Source organism: Brevundimonas sp., assembly GCF_032017145.1.
GTDB lineage: Bacteria > Pseudomonadota > Alphaproteobacteria > Caulobacterales > Caulobacteraceae > Brevundimonas.
This window is the reverse complement of the sequence record NZ_DALZQC010000104.1, coordinates 1-11,305: the sequence shown is the minus strand read 5'-3', so window position 1 is coordinate 11,305 and position 11,305 is coordinate 1. Positions and strand designations below refer to the sequence as shown.

The 11,305-nt window shown below is 62.8% G+C and carries 22 protein-coding genes; 7 read left to right on the top strand and 15 right to left on the bottom strand.

Features of this window, described 5'->3' with window-relative positions; translation table 11 throughout:
* Positions 1-99: 99 nt before the first annotated feature.
* The 3 genes from RTU05_RS14560 to RTU05_RS14550 all read right to left on the bottom strand — a co-directional run bounded on the left by RTU05_RS14560 (position 100) and on the right by RTU05_RS14550 (position 2,247).
* Positions 100-339 carry a hypothetical protein gene (locus RTU05_RS14560; protein WP_312599073.1) on the bottom strand — a complete coding sequence of 80 codons (240 nt, stop codon included), beginning with the start codon at positions 337-339 and terminating at the stop codon, positions 100-102.
* A gap of 503 nt (positions 340-842) precedes the next feature.
* Entirely contained in the window at positions 843-1,343 is a 501-nt protein-coding gene (locus tag RTU05_RS14555) for a hypothetical protein (protein ID WP_312599072.1), read from the bottom strand.
* 76 nt (positions 1,344-1,419) lie between these two features.
* Complete coding sequence (locus RTU05_RS14550) at positions 1,420-2,247, bottom strand: hypothetical protein (RefSeq protein ID WP_312599071.1); 828 nt, start codon at positions 2,245-2,247, stop codon at positions 1,420-1,422.
* A 97-nt stretch (positions 2,248-2,344) separates the two neighbouring features.
* On the opposite strand from RTU05_RS14550, the gene RTU05_RS14545 reads away from it, so the two are divergent.
* From RTU05_RS14545 to RTU05_RS14535, 3 genes are read left to right on the top strand one after another with little or no spacing between them, the layout of a single operon-like run.
* Positions 2,345-2,986 carry a hypothetical protein gene (locus tag RTU05_RS14545; RefSeq protein WP_312599070.1) on the top strand — a complete coding sequence of 214 codons (642 nt, stop codon included), beginning with the start codon at positions 2,345-2,347 and terminating at the stop codon, positions 2,984-2,986.
* Entirely contained in the window at positions 2,983-3,372 is a 390-nt protein-coding gene (locus tag RTU05_RS14540) for a hypothetical protein (RefSeq protein WP_312599069.1), read from the top strand. Before RTU05_RS14545 ends, RTU05_RS14540 begins: the two co-directional genes overlap by 4 nt.
* Positions 3,341-3,535, top strand: coding sequence for a hypothetical protein (locus tag RTU05_RS14535; protein WP_312599068.1), 195 nt, complete (start codon positions 3,341-3,343; stop codon positions 3,533-3,535). Before RTU05_RS14540 ends, RTU05_RS14535 begins: the two co-directional genes overlap by 32 nt.
* An 89-nt stretch (positions 3,536-3,624) precedes the next feature.
* On the opposite strand, the gene RTU05_RS14530 is transcribed toward RTU05_RS14535, so the two are convergent.
* From RTU05_RS14530 to RTU05_RS14510, 5 genes are all read right to left on the bottom strand, one after another.
* Complete coding sequence (locus RTU05_RS14530; RefSeq protein ID WP_312599067.1) at positions 3,625-3,897, bottom strand: hypothetical protein; 273 nt, start codon at positions 3,895-3,897, stop codon at positions 3,625-3,627.
* Positions 3,898-3,958: 61 nt separating this feature from the next.
* The gene (locus tag RTU05_RS14525; protein ID WP_312599066.1) at positions 3,959-4,258 is read right to left on the bottom strand and encodes a hypothetical protein; all 300 of its coding nucleotides are present in this window, start codon (positions 4,256-4,258) and stop codon (positions 3,959-3,961) included.
* On the bottom strand, positions 4,255-4,509 hold the full coding sequence (locus tag RTU05_RS14520; protein ID WP_312599065.1) for a hypothetical protein: 255 nt from the start codon (positions 4,507-4,509) through the stop codon (positions 4,255-4,257). Before RTU05_RS14520 ends, RTU05_RS14525 begins: the two co-directional genes overlap by 4 nt.
* Positions 4,510-4,823: 314 nt before the next feature.
* Positions 4,824-5,747, bottom strand: coding sequence for a hypothetical protein (locus RTU05_RS14515; protein ID WP_312599064.1), 924 nt, complete (start codon positions 5,745-5,747; stop codon positions 4,824-4,826).
* 392 nt (positions 5,748-6,139) lie between these two features.
* Positions 6,140-6,964, bottom strand: coding sequence for a DNA adenine methylase (locus tag RTU05_RS14510; protein ID WP_312599063.1), 825 nt, complete (start codon positions 6,962-6,964; stop codon positions 6,140-6,142).
* Between the two features lie 214 nt (positions 6,965-7,178).
* On the opposite strand from RTU05_RS14510, the gene RTU05_RS14505 reads away from it, so the two are divergent.
* From RTU05_RS14505 to RTU05_RS14495, 3 genes are all read left to right on the top strand, one after another.
* Positions 7,179-7,418, top strand: a complete 240-nt coding sequence (locus tag RTU05_RS14505) for a hypothetical protein (protein ID WP_312599062.1) — start codon at positions 7,179-7,181, stop codon at positions 7,416-7,418.
* Entirely contained in the window at positions 7,415-7,714 is a 300-nt protein-coding gene (locus RTU05_RS14500) for a hypothetical protein (RefSeq protein ID WP_312599061.1), read from the top strand. The genes RTU05_RS14505 and RTU05_RS14500 overlap by 4 nt, the downstream gene beginning before the upstream one ends.
* Before the next feature lie 62 nt (positions 7,715-7,776).
* Positions 7,777-8,049 (top strand): hypothetical protein, encoded by a 273-nt coding sequence (locus RTU05_RS14495; RefSeq protein ID WP_312599060.1) that lies wholly within the window; start codon positions 7,777-7,779, stop codon positions 8,047-8,049.
* Positions 8,050-8,138: 89 nt separating this feature from the next.
* On the opposite strand, the gene RTU05_RS14490 is transcribed toward RTU05_RS14495, so the two are convergent.
* The 3 genes from RTU05_RS14490 to RTU05_RS14480 form a co-directional block, all read right to left on the bottom strand.
* Positions 8,139-8,438 carry a hypothetical protein gene (locus tag RTU05_RS14490; protein WP_312599059.1) on the bottom strand — a complete coding sequence of 100 codons (300 nt, stop codon included), beginning with the start codon at positions 8,436-8,438 and terminating at the stop codon, positions 8,139-8,141.
* A 237-nt stretch (positions 8,439-8,675) separates the two neighbouring features.
* Positions 8,676-8,888 carry a hypothetical protein gene (locus tag RTU05_RS14485; protein WP_312599058.1) on the bottom strand — a complete coding sequence of 71 codons (213 nt, stop codon included), beginning with the start codon at positions 8,886-8,888 and terminating at the stop codon, positions 8,676-8,678.
* A complete protein-coding gene (locus RTU05_RS14480; protein ID WP_312599057.1) occupies positions 8,885-9,361 on the bottom strand; it encodes a M15 family peptidase in 477 nt (158 codons plus the stop codon). The genes RTU05_RS14485 and RTU05_RS14480 overlap by 4 nt, the downstream gene beginning before the upstream one ends.
* 66 nt (positions 9,362-9,427) lie before the next feature.
* Between RTU05_RS14480 and RTU05_RS14475 the strand changes: the two genes are divergently transcribed.
* Positions 9,428-9,586, top strand: a complete 159-nt coding sequence (locus RTU05_RS14475) for a hypothetical protein (protein ID WP_312599056.1) — start codon at positions 9,428-9,430, stop codon at positions 9,584-9,586.
* Positions 9,587-9,602: 16 nt separating this feature from the next.
* Here the strand turns inward: RTU05_RS14475 and RTU05_RS14470 are convergent, their stop codons facing one another.
* The 4 genes from RTU05_RS14470 to RTU05_RS14455 are packed head-to-tail and all read right to left on the bottom strand — an operon-like array spanning position 9,603 to position 11,222.
* Positions 9,603-9,920, bottom strand: a complete 318-nt coding sequence (locus tag RTU05_RS14470) for a hypothetical protein (protein ID WP_312599055.1) — start codon at positions 9,918-9,920, stop codon at positions 9,603-9,605.
* Between the two features lies 1 nt (position 9,921).
* On the bottom strand, positions 9,922-10,401 hold the full coding sequence (locus RTU05_RS14465) for a hypothetical protein (RefSeq protein WP_312599054.1): 480 nt from the start codon (positions 10,399-10,401) through the stop codon (positions 9,922-9,924).
* Positions 10,402-10,457: 56 nt separating this feature from the next.
* Positions 10,458-10,775, bottom strand: coding sequence for a hypothetical protein (locus tag RTU05_RS14460; RefSeq protein WP_312599053.1), 318 nt, complete (start codon positions 10,773-10,775; stop codon positions 10,458-10,460).
* A gap of 3 nt (positions 10,776-10,778) precedes the next feature.
* Positions 10,779-11,222, bottom strand: a complete 444-nt coding sequence (locus tag RTU05_RS14455; RefSeq protein ID WP_312599052.1) for a hypothetical protein — start codon at positions 11,220-11,222, stop codon at positions 10,779-10,781.
* Between the last annotated feature and the right edge of the window lie 83 nt (positions 11,223-11,305).

The following is an 11,305-nucleotide window of genomic DNA, read 5'->3' as shown; positions in this document are numbered from 1 at the left end:
GCCTTGAATCAGCAATCAGAGGATTTGGGAATCCAGTTTGTCCACGCCGCCTAAGCACATGCGAAGACCGTTCGCATCCCCACCCCAGCGTCTCGACTTTCATCGGATCTCGGTCAGGAATACCCTCACAGAATAAAGCCCTTGTAGATCGGCTTGGTCAGCCCGAAGCTGCTGGTCGCGTTCTAGACTACTGATAACGAGATCGAGCAAAGCGACGCATTCTTCTGCGCTCGATGGCCTTTGGGTCAGGGCCTTCGCCAGCATTTCGTCGATGACGTCGGCCGCCGCTTCAGGGTCATCAATCTGATGAAGTTTCAAAGCGGACGCAGAACAATCCATGCACCCCATTTCGGGCTCCTGTCATCTTTTGATCCTGAGAAACTGGCCGGGGCATTTGCGGAACCGTCGGCCGTAGCTCCCCGCTAGAGCGAGCGCTTAGCTCAACCTCGACGTTATATTGTGCACCTGAGGCGGGCAACCCCGCACTCAATGGTCGTCATGCTCGATGGACCTCGCAGCCTCAATCGCCTGCGCCTTGGCCTCTAGGTCGCTAGCCATCTCATCCAGCAACGCCAGTGTGCGCGGGCAGTTGATCGCCCGTTTAAGCTCTCGATAGCGGCGAGCTTCGGCTCGGAGGGCGCGGGCGGCGAAGGGCATCGCAACCCAACACGCGTTGACCGATCCGGGTCCAGCGCCACAGCAAACAAAATCTCAGGAGACTGGCCATGGGCCTAATACCGGCTGACAATTTCCGCACGTTTGCGGCTCGAGCGACGGTGGGCGCTCGCAAGGCTATTGTGCCGCGGCTGACCATCCTCGACCCAGCGACTTCATCCACGGACTTACAGATGGGCGGTCGCCGTTATGACCGATCGCTCATCGTCAGAGAGAAGCTCAAGTGAGGAGATGCCAGCAGGTCCGTTGTAGGTGAAGCGGGTAGTCGCGAGAAAGTGGCGACCAAGGATCATTTGATAAGGGCTGTCACGCGCGATCGAATCCGTTCGCATCGCCCCTGCGGTCACGCACATATCGCAGGGAGGAAACATTAGCGTGATGTGGTGGCTTGATGTAGTCTCTGATCCGCCTAGTCCCCTCATCCGAACATGCTGGATGGCTGGGCCGCTACCCTTAAAAAATGCTGATGACAGAAGCGTGTAATCCGCCCCTGTGTCGATCAATGCCCAAGTGTCTACGAGATTCGAGATCTCGTATCCTGCGGCAGTCTTGATCGGGGCGCTCCAACTCCAGCGCACCTTCACGCACGGAGCGGCGTTCACGTGATCCGCCGATACTGTCCCAGTATTGTCGATGTGGACGACCGGAAGGGTGTCAGAAAGAGCCATGTCGCTATATCCCAGAAGCGAAGGTTGTACACCCTGTTGGGATGATGGCCGCGGGGTTCACGACCAACAACTCCCGCTACGGGGCGGCCTCATAGTCATCGTCAGGTGACGCTTCAAAGCGCTTTCCGACGACCCGCCGCGCGAAGTCCGTATGATACTGTCTCCAGTTCTCCGAGCTATCGCAATAAGAGATGAAGCCGACAACCCATAGCCGCCCTGCGTTCAAAGCCTGAACCTGCTCGTCAGTGAGTTCCTTAAGGTCAAGACGAACAGAGTCTCCCGGGCGAACATATCCGGGGTCCATTTTGCCACCCGACGATGTCGTCGCTTGTTTGAACTTGTCGTTGAACTGATGCGGGGCATAATCCCAAAATCTGGGTGTACTTGGCAGTTTCGATCCAGTCTCGAGCTCAACGTGGCTTTTAACAATCTTGGCTTTGCTGCGGCCCCAGTTAACTGCCTCCAATCGTATCGTGTGCCGCTCACTGAGATGATCGTTTCTGATAACCCTGAATCGTCTCATCTGCAGATGCGGGCGATTTGAAGTAATCAGAGTCTCATGTGTCTGACGTATTGAGAAGAATACGAGGACGAGACCCAAGGCATTGAAGGCCAATGCCAAAACAGTGAGCCAACTCGCATGTTTTGACTCGACGACTGCTCGTTCCGCAGCGGCGGCAGATCGCCAGTCCGCACAAAGAGCAGCGTCGGCGTCGTCGGGGCTTTTGCAGTAAACCTCGACCCGTTGCATGTAGGTGGCTTCAGACGCTGCCCTCATGACGGACCGGTCGACACCAGGACCTTCAACTTCCGCAATGGCGGAACTTGTGGCCGTGAACGCTACCCAGCCAACACTCGCGGCCAACACAATCGATAGACCTTTAGACACTAGCTCGCTGCTCATTTTGCTTCGGTCGGTCCCAGACGAACATCGTCCCAACGGACAGGGCGTGGCGCGAGCCTGACACGGCTTTCACACTCCCACAATCTGGAGACTGACCATGGGCCTGATACCGGCTGACAGGTTCCGCACGTTTGCGCCTCGGGCGACGGCGGGCACGCGCGAGGCGCTGGAGGCGGCGGCGGTAGCGCACGGCTTCTCCGGTTTGGTCTTGGCCCACTGGCTGGGACAGATGTTCGTCGAGAGCAAAGGCTTTACGACGCGCGAAGAGAGCCTGGACTATTCCGTCCAAGGGCTGCTGGACACCTTCGGCCGGCATCGCATCAGCAAGGCGGACGCTGAGAAGTTCGGCCGCATCGACAAGGTGGTCGCGGGCAAGAAAACGACCGTTCGCCCTGCGCATCAAAACGCCATCGCCAACATCGTCTATGGCGGCGAGTGGGGCCGCAAGAACCTGGGCAACACTCAACCCGGCGACGGCTGGAGGTTCCGGGGATCTGGCGACAAACAGATCACCGGCCGCGAGAATATCGAGGCTTCAGGATTTACGCCTGACCAGCTGCGCACCGATCCCGTCACCAGCGCCACGGCGTCGGCCGACTTCTTCGTCAAACATGGCTGCGTCGCACCGGCGCTGCGCGACGACGTGAAGGGCGTGACCTTGAAGGTCAACGGCGGCGTCAACGGCCTGAACGCGCGGATCGCAGCGACCACGGCCGCCAAGAAGGTCGTCGGCCTATGATCGCCCTCGCCTTCCTCCGCTCCATCCCGCGCATGCTCAGCCCGACCGGCTGGCTGATCGTCACCATCATCGCCACCTTCGTCCTGACCGGCGCCTACTGCTCATACAGGGGCGCAGGGGCCGAACGGGGCCGTCAGGCTGCCCAGACCCAGAAGACCGAAGCGAAGGCCGCCAGCGCGCGGGAAACAGCCGCTGGCGAGCGCCAGGCCGAAACCACCACCATCCGCAACCGGCAAGAGGAGAGAGACCATGCCGCTGAAGCGATTCCTGACAGCCTCCCTGATGATCGCGAGCTTAGGCGCCGCTGTCGCCAGCTGCGAGACGCCGGCCGCCGCCTTCCCGCCTGCGACGGACTTGATCGTCCAGCCCAAGCCGGTCCCGCCTGACGACGTGCTGACCAGCCGGATCGCGGGCGAGCGTTACGACAACGCCGTGGAAGCCTGGGGCGAAGAAGGCTGGGCTGCTGTCGGGCGCCTGTGCCGGTTCTTCGACGCCATGGGGATGGAGCGGCTGAGTTGTCCGCCGCCCGTGCCGCCTCGGCCGGGGTAGGCTGGACCTGTGAAATCCCCATACCCAGCGTCGAGCTTCGGCTCCGCTATCGAGGTCGTCATCCTTCGGGGTGGCGGCCTTTCGTGGTTTCAGGCTCGCGCCTGGGGCTCCCGATAGGGTTCGCCTCGGTCGCCGGCCTCCTCGCGCGTCAGGACCGCCGTCATCGCGTCGGCGCTGATCGCGACCTTGATGTCCCGGATGCGGATGCCGTCCGCGATGGTCTTCGGCTTTGCGCTTTCCGCGTAGAGGCGCTCGATCCACTCATTCGACTGGATCGTGATAAGCCCCGGCTTGCGGCTGTCGTCGTCGCCAGCGTCGGCCTGCATAGTGTTGATCGCGGCGTGGAGTTCATCTGGGATCATGAGGCGGGCCTATAGGTCGAGTCGGTCAAAAGATGGCCAGGCCGCGTCCTATGCTGCCCGCCTACTCCCAATCGCTTGCGACGCCGATCCGCTTCATTGGCCGGAACTCCTGCGGCCTCTCTTCCTTCGGCGTATCCACACAAGAATCCGGGAACGACCAGCCTGTCGCCGCCTGCGCGCCACTGAGTTCGGCCCAACAGGCTTTGAGCGTCGCAGAGCAGGCCATCAGAGGCAGTTTGGCGGGCGAAACCATGTTCAGGGACGTGATGATCCGAGTGACGCGGCGGTAGCAGTCCTCGATCTCCGCTAGATCCTGTAGCGTGACGTTGCCCTTTTTGCTGGCTCCCTTGTAGCGGGTCATGCGCGTTTCCTCTGCATCTGCGCCGCCAATCGATGTGTGTCGTCCGCCGACAATCGGGCGAATGTGCCGAGGCCCAGCGCCAGCGCCTGCTGAACCAGCCGCGCGTTCTCTTCCTTCGACACGTAGGCGACGTTCGACCCCGGCCCTGGCGTCGCTGGCAGGCTGGGATGTGGCGCGGGGTTCCGCGTAACGCGCGCGTCCAGTTTGGCGACCATCTGCATGCGTTCAGACAGTGAGAGGGGTTCCGACATTTTGTCCTCCGTCGCGCCACCGACCGGATCGGCGACATAGCGCGATGAGAACGTCAGGTGAACAGGCTGTGCCGCCAGTGTGACGCGGCGTTCGCGTTTCGTGTCGGAAGTCGTCGGATGTTCGCGGAACGCGAACCGGACGGATCAAGGCCAGAAGCCTGAAAATCCGTGGTGCGGGCGGCCGGGGTCGAACCGGCACTCCTTTCGGAACTGGATTTTGAGTGCTGGTGAAGCTGAGGCAAAACAGCAACTTCACAACGTTGCGGCGCTTAGGCGGCGCTGAGACCTCAAGTTGCTGTCGCCTCAGAGGACCCTCAAAACTCCCACTGCACTCTCAGGGATTCCATGTGGAGGCTATTAGCGCGCGCCTCATACACAAAGTGGGTCTGGGTCGAGTTTGATGACAGAGCGATCTCCTCAACGACGTTTTCTCGGATAAGGAATCCACGGATCTTGTCTGTTGCCGGTTGATGGCCGAGTACGAAAGCGACGCGTATTATTGTCCGCGAGATCGGATATTTCGTGGTGCTTACGGAGTAGACGCCTTGGCTCTGACTGAACTCGTTTTGGAAGGTCGATTCGCCCTGACGGACGACAACAGTTCCTTCGAAAAGGCCGAGCTTGTGAAGCGCGCAGACGAGGATATTTGGGAGAAAGGTCGTCAGCAGGCTGGTTGGTAGTTCGCGGTTGAAGACCTCGATGATATCGAGGCTGGTGTCAGAGCCCCGAGAAATCAGCTCTTTGGTGATGTTCTTGTTTCCGACCGTTGATTGGTGGCTCAACGCTGATCGAACGATCCGCCCCCCAGGAGTGTCTGTTGAAGATCCGAACCGGTAGGCGGTGATCCCTTTGCGGTTTGCGTGAATCGTCTGCCGACGCCGTATGACCGCCATATCGCGGGCGGCATCCTGCATCTCCACCTCCATGACTGTCTCCAGCACGGAAATCCCAACGCGAGAGTGCTGGAGATAATCCGCGACGCTGCGGACGCAGTGAATGAGCACCAAGGCCAAGACGACAGACAAGGCGAGGAACACCCAGCCAAGCAGTGGCTCGTCATATATCGTGTTTCGGGGCTTCAGAAGTTCGCCGACGACGGCGGCGAGGCCAGGGTCGCTCTTCGCGCGCGAGTAGAAAGAGACTGGCGGCCACAGGATCTGCCACCAGGAAAAGAAGCCGGCTACAGCCGCTACGAGCCAAAATGCCCATCGCAATAACGAGCTTCGTCTTCTGTTCATCTAAACGCCCCCGAATCTCCAAGCCTTCCGTTGTAGCGGAATGCAAAAGGGCCGCAACCAGTGGTCGCGGCCCTAGGAATCTCGTGTGGGACAGTTGTTAGATGGTTTCCGTGGCGCGCAGCATATTAGTCCTCCTAGAACGAGGGCGGCATAAACCGCCCACAGGGTCTCTTGTCAACGTCACTCAATGCAAAGCGTTCTCGGCAACGCGATGATATGATTGCGCCGGCCGCCTTAACCGAGGATGAACCACCTGGGCCAGCGACAACGCAAGATGGTGCTACGTATGACCGGTCGTCAAGAGCATACGTAGTCACACATGATTAAGTCCTATTAACGGTGACAATCTGATCATCGGTTTCAGGACATCCTCGATAAGGGCTGCGAAGCGCTTAAAGCAACGAAGGTTGTGCCGCCGCTGCTGTCAGGTCCAGCCCCCTACTGATCAGCAGCTCGGCCGCCGTCGACGACGCGCGATCGCCTTTTGCGATCGAATAGGTGGTCTTCACGGCCTCGATGTCGGCCCAGTTGAACATCTCGCGGATCTCCGGCCGGTCGTTGATCGAGAGAAGGAATCGACCCTCGATCGTCCGGAGCCTATCGGCCATCCGCTGGAAGTCGTCCCGGGCGAACATGCCCGCCCCATAATCGCGCTCACCGCCCCAATAGGGAGGGTCGAGATAGAACAGACTGCCGGCGCGATCGTAACGCGTGATGAAGGCCAGCCAGTCCAGGTTTTCGATGACGACGCCCGCCATGCGATCATGCAGCTGGCGAAGGCGCGGCTCGATCTTCGTCAGGTCGAAGTTGTGGGGGCTGGTCGGACTGACGCCGTAGGATCGGCCGGCGACCTTGCCGCCAAAGCCCAGCGTCTGGAGATAGAGGAATCGGGCCGCTCGCTCGATGTCCAGCAGATCGCCATCGGGCGTCTCGCGAAGGCGATCGAACTCCGCCCGCGCCGCCGGGCGCCAGGCCAGTTCGCGGATTAGGGCGTCGGGGAAGCGCTGGGCGACGCGGAACAGGGTCACGACATCGCCGCTCAGGTCGTTGATGACCTCGACGGCCGGGCGAACCCGCCGGCGCAGGAAGACGCCGCCCATGCCGATGAACGGCTCGCAGTAGGCGTCATGGGGCGTGGCGGCCAGCACGCCGCAGATCCGGCGGGCCAGATGCCGTTTGCCGCCCAGCCACGCGGTCGGCGGTTCGCACGACGCCACGGGGCGCTGGTCAACGAGGAGAACATTACGAGAACAATTCATTTGCGGAGTCGCCTTTTGCACGAGTAGGAGTCCCCGGCTCGCGTGAGCGGGGGTGGCGATCAGCCGAGCGGCCGATCGGTCCTGGTCGTGCGGGGTAAGGCCCGCAGATCGACGCGCTGCAACGCGCCGATCCCGCCCCGGACGGGGGCGAAATGAAGGAGGAGGAAGGGCTATGCCGATCAACAAACCGGGTTCGTCCCAGCCGATGCCGCTTTCAGAGCTGATGCGGTTGGAGGCCGAGCTTGCCGCGCGCACCGCACCGCTGCCGGGCAAGGTCCACCCCAGGCCGCATCCCTGCCTGCCCGAGGTCTTGGCGCCCGGATCGAACGTCGCCTACGTCTCGCTGGAGGAGAACGCCCGGCTGGTGCGGCAGGCCAGAATGCTGAACGCAGGGGGCTTCAGAACCCTATGACCCGCTACAAGGGCATCAGCAAAAAGGGCAACGTCACGCTGCAGGACCTAGCGGAGATCGAGGACTGCTACCGCCGCGTCACTCGGATCATCACGTCCCTGAACATGGTTTCGCCCGCCAAGCTGCCTCTGATGGCTTGCTCTGCGACGCTCAAAGCCTGCTGGGCTGAACTCAGTGGCCAGCAGGCGGCGACAGGCTGGTCGTTCCCGGATTCATGCGTGAATACGCCGAAGGAAGAGAGGCCGCAGGAGTTTCGGCCGATGAAGCGGATCGGCGTCGCAAGCGATTGGGAGTAGGCGGGCAGCATAGGACGTCGCCCTGGCCATCGTCTGACCGACTCGGGGTATAGGCCGCCGCCATGACGCCCGATGACCTCCACGCCCAGCTCGACGCCCTGCAAGCGGCCGCCGGCGACGACGACAGCCGCAAGCCGGGCCTGATCACGATCCGGTCTGATGAATGGATCGAGCGCCTCTACGCAGAAAGCGTAAAGCCGAAGACCATCGCGGACGGCATCCGCATCCGGGACATCAAGGTCGCGATCAGCGCCGACGCGATGACGGCGGTCCTGACGCGCGAGGAGGCCGGCGACCGAGGCGAACCCTATCGGGAGCCCCAGGCGCGAGCCTGAAACCACGAAAGGCCGCCACCCCGAAGGATGACGACCTCGATAGCGGAGCCGAAGCTCGACGCTGGGTATGGGGATTTCACAGGTCCAGCCTACCCCGGCCGAGGCGGCACGGGCGGCGGACAACTCAGCCGCTCCATCCCCATGGCGTCGAAGAACCGGCACAGGCGCCCGACAGCAGCCCAGCCTTCTTCGCCCCAGGCTTCCACGGCGTTGTCGTAACGCTCGCCCGCGATCCGGCTGGTCAGCACGTCGTCAGGCGGGACCGGCTTGGGCTGGACGATCAAGTCCGTCGCAGGCGGGAAGGCGGCGGCCGGCGTCTCGCAGCTGGCGACAGCGGCGCCTAAGCTCGCGATCATCAGGGAGGCTGTCAGGAATCGCTTCAGCGGCATGGTCTCTCTCCTCTTGCCGGTTGCGGATGGTGGTGGTGTCGGTGTGGCGCTCGCCAGCGGCGGTTTCCCGGGCGCTGGAGGCCCTTGCTTCGGTCTTGCGGGTCTCGGTCGCCTGGCGGTCCCGCTCGCCCTGTGCGGCCCTGTGGGCGCAGTAGCCGCCGAACAGCAGGAAAGCCGAGAGAACGGCGATGATGATCCATGCCTTAGGCGTCAGGGCGCGGAAGATGCGGAGGTCGATCATCGGCTCCGCTCCGCCTTCACGGCATCCGCCATGGCGAGGATCACGTCGTCCGTCAGCCCGGCGATTGCCTGTCTGTCGTCCCGCTGACTGGCCTGGTCGCGGTGCAGGGTCCACTCGACCGCGCCGTCATAGGTGCGGGCCTTCACGAGGCGCAGGGGCTGATTATGGCGGGTCTTGCCCACCGCGTATTCGATCTTCGCCGGGATCATCGGACCAACTCGAAGTGCGGGCCGTCAGTGAAGGCCTTCTTGCCTGCCTTGCGACGCGCGGCGCCGTAAGCATTCACAGCGGCCTCCATAGCTGCAGGTGTGTCGCCCTTGATCTGCGACAACTCCTGCCAGCATCCGCCCCACTTCACTCGGAGATTCATCTCGGCCGCAGCCCGCTTCGCCGCCGCCGCGATGACGTAGATGGGCGGCCATTCCCACCGCAGCTTTCCATTGATGAACGGCACCAGATCGCCAGCATGACCCCAGCCGTCCGACTGTTTCAGGTGTTTGCCATTCATGGTCTGGGAGACGCCGGTGCGGACATACTCCCGCTGCTCGGCCTCGGATCGTAGCCCGTCATGAACGCCGAAATCCTGCGTTGAATACTTCAGCGTCAGTTCGACGAAGCGAACAAAGTCGGGATGCACTCCGACGAGTTCGGCGCGCGACTTCGCGCCCAGCACATACGGCATGGTCAGTCTCCAGATTGTCGAGGGGATGGATGCGAAACGGCGTTCGCATGTGCTTAGGTCGTCGCCATGCCGATGAAGCACGACGAGGGAAGCCCGCTGTGGGGCGCGCCAGAGCCGAAATGGCCCGGCAAGATCAGGATCGCCGTCATGGTCGCGATCAGCTTCGCCCTGTGGGCGGCTATCGCGGGTGGGGTCTATTGGCTGACCCGGTTGATCGCGGGATAGAGGCGAACCCGGTTCGTCACTCGGCCGCTTGATCGACCAACGGCGCGGTCGGCGGTGGCGGTCCAGCGCCGGCGATCTGCGCCAAGGCGGCGGTGGACGCCTTGGTCGTTTCTGCGGCGGCCTCGGCCGCCTGTTTGGCGCCGACGTTGTTGCCCCACCGAAAGGCGCCATAGGCTACGGGAACGCCCAGGATCGCGGTGACGAGGCTGGCGATGATTGGCAGATGGTCGGTCGGAATGCCGGGCAACAGCATCAACCCCGCTCCCAGCCCGGACACCATGACCAGGCAGGCGATGACGACGATGGCGTCCAGCGTTTCATAGTTTCGGTGCATCTCAATCCTCCAATCGGGCACGGGCTTCGATGACGGCCTTCAGCTGGCGGATTTCGCCCTCCTGCTGAACCGACTTGTCGTTGGCGGCGTCGCGCTCGGCCCGAAGGCGCAGCACGTCGGCATGGGCGATCTCCAGCTGGGCCTTCTGATCAGCCAGCAGGCGATCCTTGACCGCCTCACGGGCGACCGCCGCGCGAACCTCGGCCTCCGCTTCGGCGACGCGCTGACGAAACTCGTTCAACGTCTCCTGCATCCGCTCGATCTCTTCGCGTAGGGACGCCGTGGTGCCGGTGAAAGCGCTGGCGATGGAGGCGATGACCGCCGCCTCGCCCGTCGCTTCATCCTTCGCAGCCGTCGCCGCGACCGCCCGGCCGGACGGACGCCCCGCCAGGGCGGTCAGAACGCCGCCCAGGCCGAGCGCGCTCAACAGCGCCAGTATCCCGGTCCAGGACGAGAATGGGGTCGCAATCTCTTCGGGCATCCGCCCCTCCGATAGTCAGGCCGTAGTGGAACAGCCGTTGGGCGGCTTGGGTTAGGTCAGGGCTGCGGCGTCGCCGCATTCATCGCGGACAGGCTCCGCACCCGATCATCGAGCGTCTGAAGAACCTGTGCTGTGCTGAAGACGAGGTTCGGCAGGCTGGGGTCGATCTCGCCCAATGTGGCGTAGTTGGCGCGCATGGCGGAGATCAGCGCGGCGACTGCGCCGCCCTCCGGCGTCGAGCCAAGGCCGGCGTCGGTGAAGGGCTTCAGGGTCGCCAGGACAGCCGCCTTGCGTTCGGTTGCAGCGGCGGCGTCCGCCTGCGCCACCAGCTGGCGGGCGGCTTCGACTTCTTCGGGCGTGTGGGTCTTGGCCATGGTTCAGGCTCCTTCGATATCGGCGTCGAGACGCGCGAGGTTGTCGGGGGTGTTGTTGACGTCCAGCGGGACCGGGTCGCCTTTCGGCGGCTGCCAGTAGAGGCGCAGGCGCTGACCATTCAGCGTTTCATATCCAGGCACCGATCCGGGCTGGAGGCGGGTGATGTCGTCGCCGACGCTCAACTCCAGCCAGTCGCGCGGTTTCGCCGTCCTGCGCAGGGCGCCGCGCTTCGTCGTGCGCGCCTTCTCGATCTCCCCGGCCGCGTCGATGGCGGTGTGCGCCAGGAAGTCCGAAGCCTGACCCCGGAAGGAGGACATGACGATCGACTTCAGCTGCGGCCGGTTGGCGTCCGGCTCATCAAGCGCGGTCGAAAGGATGGCGATCACGCTATCAGCCGGGATGCTGGTGATCGTGCCGTCATGTTTGGTCAGGATGGCGTTGGGCATGAATGAGTGTCCGGTTCAGTTTGGATAGTATGTGGCCTTCAGCGTCCCGCTGACCGTGCCTTGGCCATCGGTGCTGGGGCCGT